Annotated in this window: 10 protein-coding genes and 1 pseudogene; all 11 read left to right on the forward strand. The window is 42.6% G+C overall.

Annotated features, from left to right (window positions below; all coding sequences use genetic code 11):
• The first annotated feature begins 424 nt into the window (after positions 1-424).
• Positions 425-2137 carry a hypothetical protein gene (locus R8O70_RS06460; protein WP_258645440.1) on the forward strand — a complete coding sequence of 571 codons (1713 nt, stop codon included), beginning with the start codon at positions 425-427 and terminating at the stop codon, positions 2135-2137.
• 3 nt (positions 2138-2140) lie between these two features.
• Positions 2141-3220 carry a hypothetical protein gene (locus R8O70_RS06465; protein WP_225472972.1) on the forward strand — a complete coding sequence of 360 codons (1080 nt, stop codon included), beginning with the start codon at positions 2141-2143 and terminating at the stop codon, positions 3218-3220.
• A gap of 740 nt (positions 3221-3960) precedes the next feature.
• A complete protein-coding gene (locus R8O70_RS06470) occupies positions 3961-4389 on the forward strand; it encodes a hypothetical protein (RefSeq protein WP_017635776.1) in 429 nt (142 codons plus the stop codon).
• A 325-nt stretch (positions 4390-4714) separates the two neighbouring features.
• Positions 4715-5959 carry a tetratricopeptide repeat protein gene (locus R8O70_RS06475; RefSeq protein ID WP_017635775.1) on the forward strand — a complete coding sequence of 415 codons (1245 nt, stop codon included), beginning with the start codon at positions 4715-4717 and terminating at the stop codon, positions 5957-5959.
• Entirely contained in the window at positions 5959-7383 is a 1425-nt protein-coding gene (locus tag R8O70_RS06480) for a toxin-antitoxin system YwqK family antitoxin (protein WP_053304432.1), read from the forward strand. Before R8O70_RS06475 ends, R8O70_RS06480 begins: the two co-directional genes overlap by 1 nt.
• 56 nt (positions 7384-7439) lie before the next feature.
• Entirely contained in the window at positions 7440-8417 is a 978-nt protein-coding gene (locus R8O70_RS06485; protein ID WP_225472974.1) for a toxin-antitoxin system YwqK family antitoxin, read from the forward strand.
• Between the two features lie 443 nt (positions 8418-8860).
• Positions 8861-9526 (forward strand): annotated as a pseudogene (locus R8O70_RS06495) (hypothetical protein); the annotation flags it as partial.
• A gap of 3 nt (positions 9527-9529) precedes the next feature.
• A complete protein-coding gene (locus R8O70_RS06500; RefSeq protein ID WP_258508978.1) occupies positions 9530-10966 on the forward strand; it encodes a hypothetical protein in 1437 nt (478 codons plus the stop codon).
• A gap of 397 nt (positions 10967-11363) precedes the next feature.
• Positions 11364-13031 (forward strand): hypothetical protein, encoded by a 1668-nt coding sequence (locus R8O70_RS06505; protein WP_318184091.1) that lies wholly within the window; start codon positions 11364-11366, stop codon positions 13029-13031.
• A 3-nt stretch (positions 13032-13034) separates the two neighbouring features.
• The gene (locus R8O70_RS06510; RefSeq protein WP_225472977.1) at positions 13035-14471 is read left to right on the forward strand and encodes a hypothetical protein; all 1437 of its coding nucleotides are present in this window, start codon (positions 13035-13037) and stop codon (positions 14469-14471) included.
• 12 nt (positions 14472-14483) lie between these two features.
• Entirely contained in the window at positions 14484-19109 is a 4626-nt protein-coding gene (locus R8O70_RS06515) for an OmpA family protein (RefSeq protein WP_258508954.1), read from the forward strand.
• Positions 19110-19228 lie beyond the last annotated feature (119 nt).

The following is a 19228-nucleotide window of genomic DNA, read 5'->3' on the forward strand; positions in this document are numbered from 1 at the left end:
CAGTTACTTTTGTGAGTGCGTAATGCGCTCACCTTTTTATTTAAACTTCCTCAGTAACAGTCAATTTGTTGTTTGTTGCTGAGGAGGGCACCTCATAAACTTCTGAATTTCCTCGTGCTTACCTGAAGCGCACGTTACTACGATTTTTGTTAACTTCAGTCCATAAATTAAATTTTTTTAGATAGTAAGATTTTACCATTTTGACAGAGTGGGTGATGTTACTGGCTTTTGTTGTGGTCAAATCGCATGTTTTGATAGCAAAAGTCACCATTTTTTTGGTGTTTTTGATTTCGGGCGATTTTTCTATCTCGTTGAAAATAAATGGCTAAGTAAGTAGGATACGCAGACCAAATCGTACTTGTAAGCCTTATCAGCTTAATTGTCACCGCAGCCATATTTACGATGTTGGTTGTGGAGAATTCAAATGCATTTAGTTTGCAAATTTATACCTAGCTCGAAGCTATCCTCCAACGAGCTATCTCATGTTCTTACACCGGACGAGTGTATAGGACAGCTTTCGCGTTTGCGAAATTCAGATGACATCCTTAGAAACCTCCCTAAAGAATTGGCGCAAAAGATTTCCATCTCTACCAAAAAAACGACCAGCGCATTGCTAGCTGCTATAAGAATCGAATTGGGAAAAGGCAATTGGGTGTCATTATCTACCGTTGCACGTCGGTCGCCATTGACGGACTCTCAGCTGCAAAGCTTCCCTAGACTTAAATCACTCGTTGACTCTGTATCTGCTTCGAATGAAAGCAAAGCTTTTAAAGCGGGTTATAAGCAGGTTACTGACGATGTTGCTTTAGTTCGTAGTTACACGCATGTCCCCTCTGAGCCAAGCCCAGATCAAAAAATCGTTGTCGAGTTTGCAGGGAAATGGTCTAGCAACGCGGCATGTTTGATGTTGGGAAAAACGGAAACTCAAAAAGAAAAAGTGACTGTAGGCAAGGCTGATACAGAAAACAAACACCGCAGCCTCGCGACATTTAAAGATCTCGAAGCTGAGGGCAAAACGCTCTATATCAAAATCCCTTGCATTGACCCGCCTCAGCCAATCCTGCTTAAACTCGCCGAAGACCTGCAACCCGTTGATAAAGAAACTCAGATGGATGAGTGGGATAACGTGTTAGTGCCTGTGCTACCTATGCTAGAGGGCACAAATGGACATGAGTTGGTTGCAGAAGGTTATTTCTATGTAATCTGGAATAACAAAGTTTGGCGAGAGGTTGAAGTTACAACAAAAGGCTACTTTGCTGATGTCGATTTAGAGTACTACAGAAATAATGATCCTGAATCCTCGATGAAAACACGACATGTCAACATTGATGGGGCAAACCTTGTACCAGACTACTATATTGGCGAAGAACCATTTGAGATTTATCAATCCGGTCAGAAAGTGTATTCGGGACATCTAAGCCTTGATCAAGGTGCTAGGGTATTCCGCCTTGTAGATGAGGAAGTAGATGTTGTTTTTCCAGAATTAGATATTGATCCTATCACTGTTAAAACGGCGCTAAGCCCTTATAAAGCTGGCAAAGATGGTTTGCGTATTGCACAAGGTGTTCCTCTACCGCATATTTGGGTGCCATATAAAGTCGCGGGAGAAGTACAAGAATGTTATATCCATTATTCCGAGTTGGCTTTGACAAACACGGAACTGTCTGAGCTAGAGAGTGATCCTGCTTCAATTGCTAAGTCTCTTTCAGAGTTGCAAATATACTCCTCATCCCAAAGCTTTGATAATGCGGGTGAGAATATTATTCCAGTTTCCGGTACCGCATCGACAGGGACTGGCAGTGGAATCATCAACGAACATAAAGAAAGCAATATCGCGGGGCTTAAGTTGGCTCCAAGAGGCGCTTTGCCTTCTATACGTTACCTTCACGAGCCTTTGACAGATCAACCGGACGATTTCTTTGGGCTTCGTAACATAGAACACGATTGGATTCACAAATCGTACTTTCGTTCAGCGATGAAAGACGACGATGGTTATATGACGCTGCGTTTTGCATTCCCGCCGGCAGAGGTCAAGAACGTCGATATTGTTCGAGGTGTTCATTCGAGCCTCTCCACCGGTAGCCAACGTCTTGTTGTTGTAGAAGAAAATGTACCCATTTCAGAATTGCTAGGTTAAACCATGAAAAAAATACTATTACTGTTACTTACTGCTTTATCGATAGCGGGTTGTAAAGATGACGGCCGCACTTACGTGGGTGAACATAACTACTACACCATGGAGCAGAGCAAGGTCCGTAAATCTGGCTCTGCGACTTATCAACAACGTGACTTTCCTCGTTACTTTATCCATCGTGCCAAAGAATGGCCAAGGGAAGATTTAAACGACGCGAGTTCTTACGATTTGCCACGCGTTCAGTTTACTTGGGCAAACTTATCAGACGATCAAGGATATGGACCAGACCCAATGTACGATGAGTACGAAGGGCGTGTAAAAGTTTGGAGTATGAAGACCGATGGTACGGACCTGCGTTTGGTGACAGATTTACCCTATCTTGGAAAGGCATCCAGCACTCGATACAAAACCAGTCGCTCACCAAATAATCGTTACGTTGCACTGAACTCCGGACCTGACATACATCTTTTTGATTTAAAAGAGCAAAAATTAATTGACTTGCCGCATCGTTTAGCTGGTATTCCGGGTTTCCTGTGGGCGGAAGATAGCAGCTACGTTTATTACCGCACGGGTAAGGTGGGGCGTGTGGTGTATAAGTGGGATATTGCTAAAGGTGAGGCGGAAAAAACGGATTTACAAATATTCGGTACAGGATTTATAAAAGGCGGGTTGATTTATGAGGTGGGAGATGTTGGAGCTGGAATCATTGATGAAAAGACTCATGAGCTTGTAAAATTGGTTCAATGGGGGAAAAAGTTACCTGTTAATAAAGCAAAAGCGCATTATACGGCGATCAGTCCAGAAGGGGACATCGTTTGGGCGGCTAATCGCAACTATCACAATGTGTTTGTTGTTGATCTAGCAAATGGTCAACAGATTGAGCGTGATGGGGCAATGCAATATGCCATCGGTCTAAAAAATCGTTTTTCTTTGACGAATTATAACGCGATGCTGATGTCAGTACAGAACAACCAGACAAAACAAGCGTGGAGTTGGTCTCCGTTGGGTTACAGCCGCACGTTAGACCCCGCCATTGTGTATAACCTCTCTGCAAATCATGGCAACTGGTTTAAGGAGGCTAAATAATGGCCAGAACCTACGATGATGAAATCTACTTATTTGGCGCTTTATTCTACAGCTACAATACGGATGAAGGTCGAATATTTGATTGGCATACAAAAGCTGGGTTTGGCGTAAATTTTTGATTTAAAGGCGAAAACTTCAGTTTCGCTAGCTCTGGTAAGGTTGGGTACTTTAGTGTCTGAAACGAATTGATGGCAATATAGATAGCTGAGCCGTTACGTTAGATTACAATAGCTCTAAAGGATTTACCCTGCAAACCGTTTTACGTTACCGAAGCTTTATGAAAGTCAAAAATAAAAGTGATCGATTCAGTGTATATCACCGTTTGCCCCCGTATAACAGTCGTCGAGCGTGAAAGACGGATAGGGTGGCAATGGTATATTCTACTTACTGGCGAAATAGGCATTGACTTCAATATAAGTTTGTATGTTGGGCTATCGAATGATGGCTTATGATTTAGTGGAGCAACATAGCTTGTCACCAAAGGACCTGTATCTCAAGTTACTATTGTGCTTCCGTAGTTAGCTGTAGAGTGTTGCAAGCACCTACTGAAGGCAGTCTTTTCTGGCTCCAGTGAGGCTTTATTACCTAGGCTCAGACGCAGACGTTTGTCTTCCATATAGAATATTCGAGCAAGATCACGGAAGTCCGGAAAGCGACTTATTCGCTAATATTTTAGTAAAACTGAAAGCTGAATCGTCAACTGATATAACGTAAAGTGTCTCATTTTTATGGGAGTACTAATGAATAGTTACGTTATTTTACATCGGGATAAGATTGCGGTGGCGATTGACCTAATGAGTGCAACATCGTCATCTGATATCAATAGGCTAAAAACGGAAGGCTTTTTCGTTGAAGAAGAAATGATTGATGCAAAGACAGATAGTGAGGCTATCAGAGTGTTTCAGTCTAGTGAAAGATGTCCGTGGAAGACTCTCCCTAGAAATAAAGTTCAATTGTGGTTGTTATACCTCTTTATTGCCCTTGGCGTGGTTATTAACGCCGCTGTTGGTGATTATTCTGAATTAAGAGAGGCTTGGGGCAGTACTGAGGTGTTACTTTACACCCAATTAAGTCTATTGGCTGCTATAGCGATGTGTCTAATTTATATGATTTCTAGATGTCTGAGAATACTGAAGGGACAAAATGATAAGGTCCTTTTAACTGATTAACCTCAAATTTTTGTCAACCATTCTTTGTCTGCGTCCCACAAGTCAGAGCTGGGAAATATACTCATATTTTTTAATCTGTTGGGGGCGTATTTGCCATGGCAACCCAATTAAAGAATGGATTAAGAATGAAAAAGAAAATATTACTCAGCTTGGGTTTGACGATTATAGTTGTCTCCGCTGTCGGCTACACCGCAACAAAATCCAACTTTGATGGAGCAATTTGTCGGACTAACTGGAGAAGCAATAATAGCTAGTTGTAACAAACGAATCGATAGCATTCCTTAAAAGTTACTTCCAGTAAATAAGATTTTAAAACAGAGTTCAAATGAATAATACATCAATCAAGCTTGCATGCCTTGCTTTTGCAGCAAGTTCATATGTCTATGCTCAAAATGAGCCGTTTGTTTATACCGATATTAAAGAGAAACGTGTATCCAGTGACACTGAAGGCATTGTCACCCATGGTTATACACCTGATGCGAGCATTTATTACGCATCTACGGTTGAAGAAGATGATAATGGTAACGTGCAAGTTCAAGGCGCGAGCTATATCGGAGACCCGGAATTCGACTGGGAAGTTGCAGACGGTTTCTATGCTTTTTGTGATGGCCATAAAGTGCAATTTGGTATCAACAAGTCATACATGGATTTCTACCTTAAAAATAGTGATTATTTGTTCACCTTTGGAGATGGAACTCGTCATTACTACCGTGTTGAGCATGGCGAAAATGCAGACCAGTACGCACCAACTATTGCTGCTAACAGACAATTTTTTCAACCTAAAGCGGCGTTCATTGATGCACTCAAAAGCAACAGTGCTGTGCATGTTGAGATCAATACTAAAGGTCAACTCAGCCAGATGACTAACGACTTTGACGATGATTTCCCTGTTAGTGGTCTCGCTGAAATGCTAACCCGCGTAATGAATCATTGCTCTGAAACTGCGCCTGAACTAGATATCACTTCATTGAGTAAGTCAAAGCAGTTGGTTGCCAAAGCTAAAGCGTTGACCAACACACGCTATTACGATGAGGCGAAAGCGTTACTAATTAAGGCATCTGAGATGGGGGACGGTGAAGCAAGTGCACTATTAGGCGATCACTATCAACTTTATGAAGAGGGCGATGCGCGCTGGAAATTGGCGCGTGAAGCAAGACGGTTGGGCGCAAAACAAGGTGACCCAGGCGCAATGTGCGCAGCGGGCGTTGACTATGTTCGCCTTGAACACAAGGATAGTGCCAATGGTGAGAAAGGCTTAGCTTTGTTACGACAAGCCGAGGCTAAGGGGGAAAGCTGTGCGTATTACAACTTAGGTTACATGTATTTAGAAGGCATGGTAGTTGAGAAAGATCGGGAGCGAGGGATTGAGTATCTTAAACTTGTTGCGAAAGAATCCGCATCAGCGCTGAACATGTTAGTTCAAGTGTACCAATACATGCCAAAAGAGCGTGATGCGGAAGTGTATCCTTGGGTCAAACTCATGATCGAAAAATATGATTTTGATATGAATATGAAGCCCATCATCTGTAACCGTAGCCCTGAAGTTTGTAACGAAGAGGATAAACGATAATGCTGTTATTAGGCTCGCCTTATAAAAAAGCCTTGTCATTAAGCATGACAATAGCACTAATGAGTCAGTGCTTACTGTTTTCATTGTCGGTATCGGCGACTCCATTCAATGACCTTGAGTTTGAACGTAATATACGTAATCGAAACGATGTGACGGCGCTACTAAAGGTAGATAAGAGCCCTTATACCGGGGTTGCAGAGTCTTTTTATGATAATGGGACTAAGCGTGCTGAGGCTTATTACTTAAATGGAAAGCAGCATGGACCAAGCTTTAGTTGGTTTGAAGATGGTCGCTTAGAATCAAAAAGCCATTGGCTTAATGGTAAGAAACACGGTACTGAACAAGAGTGGAAAATAGATCGTTCTGTTAAGAATGACCAAGGCCAGCCAAGCTATTACCTCGAAGAGCTCAATACCTATCAGTATGGTATTTATAACGGCAAACAGAAGTTTTGGCGTGAAGGTCGTCTTTATCGCGAGGTGCAGTATGTAAATAACAAATACCAAGGTGATAAAAAGCAATGGGATATTGATAAACAAGGCAATCGATATCTTTCTAGCGACGAACAATACGTTGACGGTACCAGAGCGGGGTTAAGTCGCAGCTACTTTGCTGATCATCGCCTCAAAGGAGAAGAGTATTTCAATCGCGGAAGGGAAGACGGCATGGTGCTCGATTATGATATCGACATGATTGATGGTGTTGCGCGATACAATGAGAGGTCTTTTTATTTTAGAGAAGACGGCAAATACGAAGGGATTAAGTGGGAACATTACAAAGGTAAGATTCGTTCGATATACAGTACCCGTGATGGGCAGAACTATGGTTTTATCCAAAGTTATAATCCTCAGGGTATATTACTGAGTATGAGACCGACGCTGACTGGCAAGTGGCTTCGATATCATCGAAACACGAACTTACTTTCTAGTGAGAAGTATACCTTTGGTGGTCACTTTGATGATTTGCAATATACCTGGTATGACTCAGGCAGTATTGAAACGATAGACCGCCTTGATATAAATAAAAAGGGACCTTATAAATCAGCTTATATTGGTATGGCTGAATGGTATAAAAATGGTAATCAAAAACATGAGATAAAAGCGACTAAGAATCCGGAGAGGTATTCAAAAACATCTTGGTACGGTAACGGGCAGATTAAAACACAAGGTATTATCGTTCGTGATGGCGAAATTGGTACACATAAGGCGTGGTACAAGGATGGCCAACTAAAGAGTGAACTAAGTTACGTTATTGAAAAGAATAGGTGGGGTAATCGGAGTGTATTGAATGGTGAAGCAAAGCAATGGTACAGCAATGGTCAACTGAAAGAGCAAGCTCACTATGTTAAAGGTCAGCTCGTTGGCAAGCAGACAAAATGGTTGGATGACGGAACGTTGCATTCAGAAAAATCATGGAGTCTGTAATCATAATGGATCTAATACAGAGTATTAAAAGCGTTTATATGTTGGAAGAGACAAGTATGTACGATGAAGCACGCCATTTTATTAAACATGGATTGCTGGCCTTGTGTTTAATTCCGCTGGTTGCTAATGCAGCTATTCTTGAATTTAAAGGTGAAAAAGAAATGCTTGCTTATGAGCGAGGTCATACAACACCTTTCACGGGCACTGACTTACAGTACTTTATGGATAAAGATGAGCCTGAGCAATCTTTGAATAAGCTTAGTGAAATCACCTATGTTGACGGTAAAAAGCACGGTGAAGAGAAGTTTTGGACTTATTCTGGTCGCCCTAAAATGTTGAATACTTATGAGCATGGTGTGTTGAATGGGCGCGCTGCTATCTGGTACACACACCTGATTAATCAGATGGCATGGGAAGGTCAGTATCTCAATGGTAAAAAACACGGATTAACCAAATACTGGGACACATATGGCCGTAAGCAATGGTTCATCAATATGAATCAAGGTGAGCGTCATGGGTTAACACAGGGTTGGGACGGTAATGGTACGCTGATATTCAGCGGTGAGTTCGTAAATAACCGACAGCAAGGTACGCAAACTTGGTATTACAGCAATGGCAAGCTGAAACAGCGAACTACGTTTACTGTCGGTGAATATAACGGTAAACATGAACACTGGTTTGAAAATGGCAACATTGCTGTCCAAGCCAAATATGTTAGTGGGAAGCTTGAAGGTCGGGAACGTTATTGGTATCCGAATGGTCAACTGAAAAGTGACGTGACATACAAAGACGGTCTTAAGCAGGGCAAAGAGTCAATTTGGTATAAAAATGGGCAATTAATGCGCACTGCTGAGTATCAAGCTGGTTTGAAACAAGGCAAGCAACAAACTTGGTACAAGAATGGTAAACCGCAGTCAACCAGCCACTTTACCCAAGGTGAGCTTAATGGTGAAGAACTACTTTGGACTGAAAACGGTGTAAAAACTCAGTTCATCTACAAAGATGGAGAAGTCACTGAGTTTACAATGCTATAAACGATTTGAGTTTGTAAGTTTGAATGGGAAGGCTCCTCAGTTTTTACGCTTTTTAGTAGTAGGGACGGGTAAATAAACATCCTGTTTTTACTTCGATTGGATGTGTGATTTATAAACACCCTTTCAACTATACTGGTTGCTTATTGGAGTTTTGTTGCTTAAATCGATGGAATTAAATCAATAAGCTGCGATCTGAACGAATTCCAAGGGTCGTCGTAGATTAATGCTTAAACCTCGAAACAAAACAGTTATATGGGACCAGTGTAATACAGCCCTAATCAACCTTTGCTCTCTGATCTTTTGGATTGATGAGAGCCATAGTCGAATGGAAGAAAAACAAAGAAGGAAAGTACTCTAGGCCCAATTGATTCAATGATTTAGCTATTGTTACGGTATTAATGTTCAATTACATCAAAAACTCAATTTACGACTAGCCTGAGCCGATCAAGGTCATCCTCTCACCAAAGCAAAAGCGCTTTGCTCAAATTGAAGCATTAGAATCGGATGCTGCTTTGCTAGAGAAATCCAGCACACCATTAGATGAATTAAGCAGTTACAGTGACGCACAGTCATTCAGTGCAAAAGAATATACTTCCGATATAGACAGCGCAACCATCCACAAAGTTACCGAAGACGACATGCCATGGCTGAGTGACCAACAAGCCATAGTACGCAGTTACGACCAGAGTAATACGGTCATTGCTTATGTGGATGGAAAAAACAGTGGTTTTCAATTGTCAGTTGAAACTGGGCTGATCGATTTTAATACCCCTGTCGTTCATTATGCGGTGATATCTGATAGTGAAAGTGATTGGGTACTGAGTGAATCGCTTCAATATGACCAAGAAAACCCACATTTTGCGTCGGCGCAGCTCGGTGGTTTTCCCCAAAAAGGAAAATTCACTTTACAGATAACCTCTCCAGGTTATACCCATCACTCGGAACTGGTTTTTCAAGACTTAACTCTTGAGCAAATACAGAATTGGTCGACTCCGACTCAAATGGCGGAAAGGGTAGAGCCCGAGCCAGAACGTAGCGAACAAGAGCTGAATGCAGAAGAGAATCTCAGCCAATATATGTCGCTGTGGAAACAAGAATTAGGAATGTAAGTGATGAATAAAAAAGTCATATTTGGCTTGACCGCATTAGCCATAGCTGGCGTTGGGATAGGCAGTGCTTATAGCCCACAAGTTAGGCAATGGTTAGATGAAAGAGCGATTGCACAAGCGGAGCAAGAAAAATATAACAAAGCGCTAAATACAGTAGTTTCTTATATGGGGCTCTTCGATGGTTGGACATCAGAGAAAACAGATTGGATATTGGAAGTTGCAGATCCACGCACCGCGCCGTTGGCTCAGTGGGACAACCCCGGAGAAAAGCCGCAAATCATTACTCAGATTTATCGTGCAGAAAACCGCAAACAAGCTGGTTTATACACCATGAATTTAGACGGCAGCAACCTGCAAACCTTGTTGACCCCAGAAGAAGTTGGCAGCCTAGCTGGGTTTACCAAAAACTTGCGCCCGCAGCGCTCACCAAATGGCCGCTTCTTGTTTTTTAACATGGGGTTATTCGCATCGTTAAAAGGTTGTGCCGTTGCAGACCTTAAAACCCGCCAAATCGAACGCTTTGGCGGCGGTTGTAACTTTGGTGGCTGGCTGCCTGACAGCAGTAAAGCCTACATGTCGAAACTTGGCAAAGCGTATGAATTTGATACCAACAGCATGGTTATGAGTGAGCTGCCGTTGGCTTTACCCAACCCGGATTCTCCTGAACTGAGAAAGAAATGGCTGGATGGTAATGAGCATGCTTATGATGAGCCTATAAGAGTACAACTTCTGAATCAAGGAAAACAGCTACTAGTAACAGCAAGAACTTCTCATAACAAAATTGTATTAGGTCGGGTCGATGAGGAAACCAATCTCATCTATCAAGTTGGCGATTGGCAACATTACAAGGAGGAGCGTTATTACCCTAAGGAATGTTATCTAGCCGAAGAGCGGAGAAAGTACAATGCCTTTGCTGAGTATATCTACTGGCGGGAAGATGGCGGTGCGTTTACTTGCAACACCAAGGATGGCTATCGTTCATTTAATACTCGAGCAACCGACAAAGCTTTACCTTTGGCTAGTAAAGACAGCCGCTACACGTTGCAACTCGGCGTATTAAGTGGCAAGGATGCGCCTACCCCGAGACTGTATAGAGCGCGTCAGGCAGATGAGAGCTCGCCGATTGATGTACTCGCTTACCAGTATAAACCGCCTGTGGAAGGCGATAGTGTTAATGGCTTTTCCCTTTTTGTTCCAGCGAGTTTGCAGCCTGACTTTTCTGATTATGATTTACGTCAGGAATTCCCAGCCTTACCAGACCACGCTCAATACAAACAAGCTTTCGCCCGTTATCAGGAAGCACAGCAAGAAAAATGTAAAGAAATAGATTATGGAAAATGGACATCACTTGAAATCCGACGTTGTAAGCGCACATGCCAAATTGAAAAACAAGGCGATCATTTTGTGACGGCACACTGTCACTCAAATAAAGCTAAATAAGGAGGAAACTTCATGGCGAAATCAAACCTTAAAGTCAGTGGTGTTTACCTCCTGGGTCAACTTTTTGATGCCAAGGGACCAGTACCCAATAGTCGATATTTCTCCTGCGTAATAATGAAACTGTTAACTTCTGCCCAAAAATAAAAAAATTCCTTTTATTTTAATCCTTCTTTTTGATTTCAATGTCTAGTTGTTTTGTCTTTATCTGTAGTTAAAGTGACTTACTTGCTAGCTAATGTGTCTTTTGGTTGGCTTTCAGCTTATTTGTCGATTTTTCTATGTGATTGAATGTTATAAATTAAATTAGTAGCATTAGCGCACCAAATCGTACTTGTAAGCCTTATCAGCTTAATTGTCACCGCAGCCATATTTACGATGTTGGTTGTGGAGAATTCAAATGCATTTAGTTTGCAAATTTATACCTAGCTCGAAGCTATCCTCCAACGAGCTATCTTATGTTCTTACACCGGACGAGTGTATAGGACAGCTTTCGCGTTTGCGAAATTCAGATGACATCCTCAGAAACCTCCCTAAAGAATTGGCGCAAAAGATTTCCATCTCTGCCAAAAAAACGACCAGCGCATTGCTAGCTGCTATAAGAATCGAATTGGGGAAAGGCAACTGGGTGTCATTATCTACCGTTGCTCGTCGGTCGCCATTGACGGACTCTCAGCTGCAAAGCTTCCCTAGACTTAAATCACTCGTTGACTCTGTATCTGCTTCGAATGAAAGCAAAGCTTTTAAAGCGGGTTATAAGCAGGTTACTGACGATGTTGCTTTAGTTCGTAGTTACACGCATGTCCCCTCTGAGCCAAGCCCAGATCAAAAAATCGTTGTCGAGTTTGCAGGGCAGTGGTCTAGCAACGCGGCATGTTTGATGTTGGGAAAAACGGACGCTCAAAAAGAAAAAGTTACTGTAGGCAAGGCTGATACCGAAAACAAACACCGCAGCCTCGCGACATTTAAAGATCTCGAAGCTGAGGGAAAAACGCTCTATATCAAAATCCCTTGCACTGACCAGCCTCAGCCAATTTTGCTTAAACTCGCCGAAGACCTGCAACCCGTTGATAAAGAAACTCAGATGGATGAGTGGGATAACGTGTTAGTGCCTGTGAGACCATTGGCTTACTTAGATGGTAGCAACGACAAAGCAAAAGCTTCTGATCTGCGTGGTGGTTTTCTTTATGTCTTTTGGAAAGGAAAGCTTTGGCGCGAGATGGCCATAAACGAGAAAGGTTACTACCAAGATGTTGACGTCGAGTATTACCGTACCCTAGATCAAGAAGAAAAGAAAAAAGACACACCACAGGTAATACAAAGAAGCGCAAGCGGTTTTGCTATGGCGCACTTCTGGGCACCTTACAAAATATCGGGTGAGATCCAACAGGGGGAAAATGGACTCAAGATCATTTTCTCACCAAAGCAAAAGCGCTTTGCTCAAATTGAAGCATTAGAATCGGATGCTGCTTTGCTAGAGAAATCCAGCACACCATTAGATGAATTAAGCAGTTACAGTGACGAGCAGTCATTCAGTGCACAAGAATTCACCTCCGATGTAGATAGCGCCGCCATCCACAAAGTTACCGAAGACGACATGCCATGGCTGAGCGACCAACAAGCCATAGTTCGCAGCTATGATCAGAGCAACACCGTGATTGCTTATGTAGATGGAAAAAACAGTGGTTTTCAATTGTCAGTTGAAACCGGGCTAATCGATTTTAATACCCCAGTTATTCATTATGCGGTGATATCTGATAGTGAAAGTGATTGGGTACTGAGTGAAGCGCTTCAATATGACCAAGAAAACCCACATTTTGCGACGGCGCAGCTAGGTGGTTTTCCCCCAAAAGGAAAATTCACTTTACAGATCACCTCTCCAGGTTATACCCATCACTCGGAACTGGTTTTTCAAGACTTAACTCTTGAGCAAATACAGAATTGGTCGACTCCGACTCAAATGGCGGAAAGGGTAGAGCCCGAGCCAGAACGCAGCGAACAAGAGCTGAATGCAGAAGATAATCTCAGCCAATATATGTCGCTGTGGAAACAAGAATTAGGAATGTAAGTGATGAATAAAAAAGTCTTATTTGGCTTGTCCGCATTTGCTATTGCGGGCGTCGGGGTAGGCAGCGCCTTTAGCCCACAAGTTCAGCAATGGTTAGATGAAAGAGCTGCTGCACAAGCGGAGCAAGAAAAATATAACAAGGCGTTAAACACGGTTGTTTCCTCGATGGGGCTCTTTGTTGATAGGACGTCAGAGCGAGCTGATTGGATATTGGAAGTCGCAGACCCACGCACCGCGCCGTTGGCTCAGTGGGACAATCCCGGAGACACGCCGCAAATCATCACGCAGATTTATCGTGCTGAAAACCGCAAACAAGCTGGTTTATACACCATGAATTTAGACGGCAGCAACCTGCAAACCTTGTTGACTCCAGAAGAAGTTGGCAGCCTAGTTGGGTTTACCAAAAACTTGCGCCCGCAGCGCTCACCAAATGGTCGCTTCTTATTTTTTAACATGGGGTTATTCGCATCGTTAAAAGGTTGTGCCGTTGCAGACCTTAAAACCCGCCAAATCGAACGCTTCGGGGGTGATTGTAACTTTGGTGGCTGGTTGCCTGACAGCAGTAAAGCTTACATGTCGAAACTCGGTAAGGCGTATGAATTTGATACCAACAGCATGGTTATGAGTGATCTGCCGTTGGCTTTACCTAATCCAGATTCTCCTGAACTGAGAAAGAAATGGCTGGATGGTAACGAGCATGCTTATGATGAACCTATAAGAGTGCAACTTTTGAATCAAGGAACACAGCTACTAGTAACAGCAAGAACTTCCCATAACAAAATTGTATTAGGTAGGGCCGATGAGGAAACCAATCTTGCCTATCAAGTTGGCGACTGGCAACATTACAAGGAGGAGCGTTATTACCCTAAGGAATGTTATTTAGCCGAAGAGCGGAGAAAGTACAATGCCGTTGCAGATTATATCTACTGGCGGGAGGATGGTGGTGCGTTTACTTGCAACACCAAGGATGGTTATCGTTCATTTAATACTCGAGCAACCGACAAAGCCATACCTTTAGCTAACAAAGACAGTCGCTACACGTTGCAACTCGGCGTATTAAGTGGCGATGATGCGCCTACCCCGAGATTGTATAGAGCGCGTCAGGCAGATGAGAGCTCACCGATTGATGAACTCGCTTACCAGTATAAACTGCCTGAAGACGGCGATAGTGTCAATGGCTTCTCCCTTTATGTTCCAGCGAGTTTGCAGCCTGACTTTTCTGATTATGATTTACGTCAGGAATTCCCTGCCTTACCAGACCACGCTCAATACAAACAAGCTTTCGCCCGTTATCAGGAAGCACAGCAAGAAAAATGTAAAGAAATAGATTATGGAAAATGGACATCACTTGAAATCCGACGTTGTGAGCGCACATGCCAAATTGAAAGACAAGGCGATCATTTTGTGACGGCACACTGTCACTCAAATAAAGCTAAATAAGGAGTAAACTTCATGGCGAAATTAAACCTTAAAGTCAGTGGTGTTTACCTCCTGGGTCAACTTTTTGATGACAAGGGACCAGTACCAAATAGTCGATATTTTCCATTACGTAATGTGTGTTTCGCGCATAAAGACGACCGTGAAACTAGGGCTGTCAGCTATGATGGTGAAGGGCACCAAACTCAAACACCACCGAAAGCGGCGTTACTGTACAGTGATGCACTCGGGAAAATTACCTATTTTAACGCACCTGGACCATTAGATTTGGGGCAAGATTTGCCACTGCAAGGCAATCCTGCATCCGCAACAACGTTTGCCTCTGGTCACTCTCGCTTACTATTTTTTCCGCCTTATTTAGCGCCAATTCATCTTATGAGTGAAGAGGGGAAAGACGGTAAATGGCTGGCGAATTTGTATAATTCACTTATCTCAGGAGCAGAAACTGAGCCTGACGAAAACTATTTCACAAAGGCTAATCAAAGAGATTTTCCCATTACAGCTCTATTACCAAGTAAGGAAGTCAGTGATAAACACTATGCTGCTGCTATCGGTAAGCTTGAGGATTCGATCGAGACAGAGCAACTGAATACGCTAAATGCCATTGTTTTACCGCAGACATTTACGATTGTGGTGCATTTTTCTGATGCCAACTTTGTTGGCGCGACGGTTACGCTGTCGAATTTTCCTTCACAGTTGCGAATTAAAGGGGATGCAGAAGGCAGTAATTTAACTGCGGTGAGCACTGTTAAAGAAGTGAAATTCAAAGATATTGACGGTCAAGAAAAGAACATTTATAGCGCTACGTTTTGGGTAATTTCCGATTCGGTGTTTAAGCTCGAGGAGGCGAACCAGCATTGCCGTTTTGATATTGATCTCTCCACCGTTAGAGAGAGTAGTGCGCGAGACTTTTGGCAAGATACTAAAATCCAGCAATACAGTTTTTGCGAACGGGTATTGCACTTACCGATCTCAACCCCGCTTGGGCGCAGTGCTTTGGTGAACGGTGATCCCATCTCGGTAGAGGAAGCACTGTTCAATCAAGCCCCTCACCTTTATCCCAATTTACTGGAAAAACTGAAACAAAGCCCAACTGATTTGCCTGAAAAACTCGCCAGTGAGTCAAAAAACGCAATTGCTCCCCAGATATGGCACAGTGTACAAAGCAATAAAGCGTACATTGAAAGTGCAGCCCAAACGATGCAACACAAGTTAAGTTGGCAAACCGTAGCCAAGGTTGCTGCGGCTTCTGTTGGTGGCAGTGCTGATAGCGAAATGAGAAATATTGCGGGTGCGACAGAGGCTTGTTTGTCCGTTATAAGTAAAGCTAATGACCTTTCAGCGAACACGGCCGCATTTGGCCAGAGTCAAATCGATATGATTAAGTTGTTCGGTGACAAAGGCAATATCTTATTTGATAAGTTGAAAGATAAGATCAATTTGATTGAAGTGCCTTCGCAGTGGCGTCAGTTATTACAAGATTCTCAAATAGCTGAAAAGATCGGTAAAGGTTACACTTTGGCTGATGTCATCATTAAAGGTGGAAACTTAGTAGAGGCTTACAATAAAGCCGATAAGGCGAGTAAAAGGCTTGATTCGGTTGTGCTTGAGTACCTTGCGACTGTACAGCAGCCTGGAATGAAATCTTTGGCCAGTATTGGTGATAAGGCACTTTTGGACGCAGAGACTAAGGCGCTTGAACAACTCAAAAATCTACTGCCCAAGCTTGGAGACAGCGATGAGCTTTCATTAAATACTGAGGTTAAAAAAGGACGACACATATTCGAATTGAGAAGCACAACGTTTGCTTTTGACCGTAGCGACTCAAATAACCCTAAAGCTAGAGCCAACTTAATAGAATTAGGGGGGATACTATCGCAAATACACCGCCCGATTCCAATTACGATAAAGGGTCACACTTGTTCGCGCGGGTCGATCGAATACAACCAGACTTTGTCAGAAGAGCGAGCGAGTTATATACGAGAATGTATATTAGAAGGTATTACGTCTAACCAGGCCGTTTGGAAAACGTGCATACGTGCCATTGGTCTAGGTGAGCGAGATCCGCTTGTCCCCAATGATTCTGAAGATCAACGCCGACGTAATCGTCGCGTCGACTTACTACTTCATTTTGAAGCAATCTTAGATTATCCAGTTTCTCGCGGTGGACTAACTGTCGTCGAAAAGTCCCGTCAAATGATGATTGCTAATGAGATGCAGCTTGACGCGGCCACTTTAGATGCAATAGAACTTGCCCTTGATACGGCCCTTGATGAGGCTTCAGTAACGCCCTTGGGGGCTACTGCTAACTTTGTTTATACGGTAGGCAAGGCAGGATCTTCGGTGTTCTCAAATCTTTATGATTTGATTACAGAAGAAGCAGACACTTTAAAGCTACGAAATAATCTTGAAAAAATACAATACCAAAATATTGTCTCTCAAGAACAAATACTGTCATTTGGTTCAGAAAGTCTCTCTGACGAGATGAAGTCAAGTTATTACAAACGTGCTCACGCGCTGAACGGCTTGAGTCGATTATTGCTTGAACGAAACTATCAAGAAATGTCAGGTGAACATAGCAACGTTTCGATAAAAAATATTAATGATTACATTAAACTTTTTTTGCTCAACGATCAGTGGCAACTCAATGAGAATGGGTTTGGTATGGTTCACTTAGACGAGTTCTATATGGATTCGGACTATGCACAAGCTGAGTTATCACTCCTAAAAGCCAGCACTTATTCTGCTTACGCACAACTAGGGGCAAGTATTGCGGGCAGACAGTTGAGCGATTGGTACTCTGACGCTAAGGATAGTGAAAGCCCAAGACCATTTATGGAATACAGCCCAATTCACTACATGGCATCCGCTAATATTCAAGCACTTGTCAAAATGTTTGAAGTTCCCTTCAAAACTGAAGATCTGGAAGCGCTGTACAAAGGAGCTAAACAGTCAATATCCGTTAAAACGGCTCGTGACGGAGCACCAAAAGAATGGATAGCAATGGATGAGTACCTAGCAGAGTATGGATCTTTGTCACCATTTGATGAGGTTAGGATTATCGTCGTCTTAGCTAAAGAAGCGGTCGAGTCATTAAAGCCAGAAAAGCGCCGCTTTTTACATCGAGTGGGAATTGAGGTTCAAGCTCGCTGGAATTGGTCGAATTACTCAACTATGACCGATGCGGTGAAGAAAGGGGCCAAAATTGTCAATAAAAGCTCAGAGTACCTGCGAGATATTAAGCCGATAGTCGATAATTTAAATTTGACTTCTAAAGAACAAGCGCTGTTTAACCAGCAATCTGATGATGAAACTTGGGGCGTGATTATCGAACCGTCTTTTGTTTTTGGAGTCAACAAAATTAAAGGAACAAGACCGTGGATTCCGTCCGATTCGCTGAAAAACATATATTTGAAGAGCTTGTTTGAAGAGGAAAATAGAGAATTACGCACCGGTGAGTTACCTCTAGAGTATGAGTATCTGGCGGGCATCAAAGGGGTTAATGATTCATTTGAACCTATTAATTATGACTTTTGGGGAACATGGGGGATTTCTACATTCGATCTTTCATTAAGCCCCTCTCGGCTTTATCAATTTGGTAAAAATAAAGACATTAAACATGCTGATCATTTGTTAGTTTCAGGAAGTTTCCTGTCAGCTCCTAAACCAGATGCAGATCAAGGTAGTTTCCCGAAAGTGTTTGATGATCCGACCGTTGAACTCCATATAATGCAGCAAGGTCTTGAAGGTAAATACTCTGATTTCGCGCGGTACTACAAGGAGGAGGTTGAGGATTTTGATTGGAGTAAGTGGGTCAATTGCCTAGCGGTCGTTAAGACTAAACACTGTCCTGATACACATTTCAGTAACCTAGGATTCGCGCCTGGTAAAGTGATAGGTGTTGAGGCCAAATTGCGAGCGGTTGAGCTTACAAACAATATTGATTTTCTACCTGGTGTGTCAGGTGGAACTCACTTCACTTTGGGTAAAGAGGAGTTATATCGAATAGGCACCATTGTTGAAAAAGATAATGAATGGCAGTTTGACGTAATGACCTCACAAAAGCATGGAGCACCATTAAAAACTGAGCTCTCCACTCAGCTTGAGAGCTTACGTCAATCTTATTCAAGAATGAGTTCGAATGAACTTAAAAGTCACGCTATCACCAACTTAGTTGGATTGCACCAGAAGACGGATATCTATGCACAGATTTTCAAGCCTGAATATGTCAATGTATTAGGTTCAAAAGTAGCTGGGCTTAAACCATTTAAGAGAGTTGAGAAGCTAGTTGATAATTTTCACGAATATATTGACCTTCAACTTGAACTTATTGGGCCTATTGGATCAGGTTTACATGCGCAATCAGAAAAATTAAAGCTTAATATACATGCCGTTGACCGTGAGGACATTCCAGTCACTTGGTATAAATGTAAGGATGAGCTCATCAAAGGGGCCGAAGAAATTCTGAAAATAGAGGATAAAAGAGACTTATTTTCGAAACGAGAAATAGCAGAGCGCTACGGAAAAACCTACTCTGATATTTCACCTATTTTAGAATGGTTGGCAGCAGGCGAAGCTAAGCCAAGTAAGCTAAGTGATCGCCAAATTATATTGATAAACAAATGGATTTTAAGTAAATAAAAAAACCGCCTTCGGGCGGTTTTTCTTTTCTTATCAATGGAAACTGAAGTAAGATTTTCTCGCTTCTCGCTTCTCGCTTCTCGCTTCTCGCTTCTCGCTTCTCGCTTCTCGCTTCTCGC

The sequence above is a fragment of the Vibrio sp. 779(2023) genome, assembly GCF_033344285.1.
Taxonomy (GTDB): Bacteria; Pseudomonadota; Gammaproteobacteria; order Enterobacterales; family Vibrionaceae; genus Vibrio; species Vibrio alginolyticus.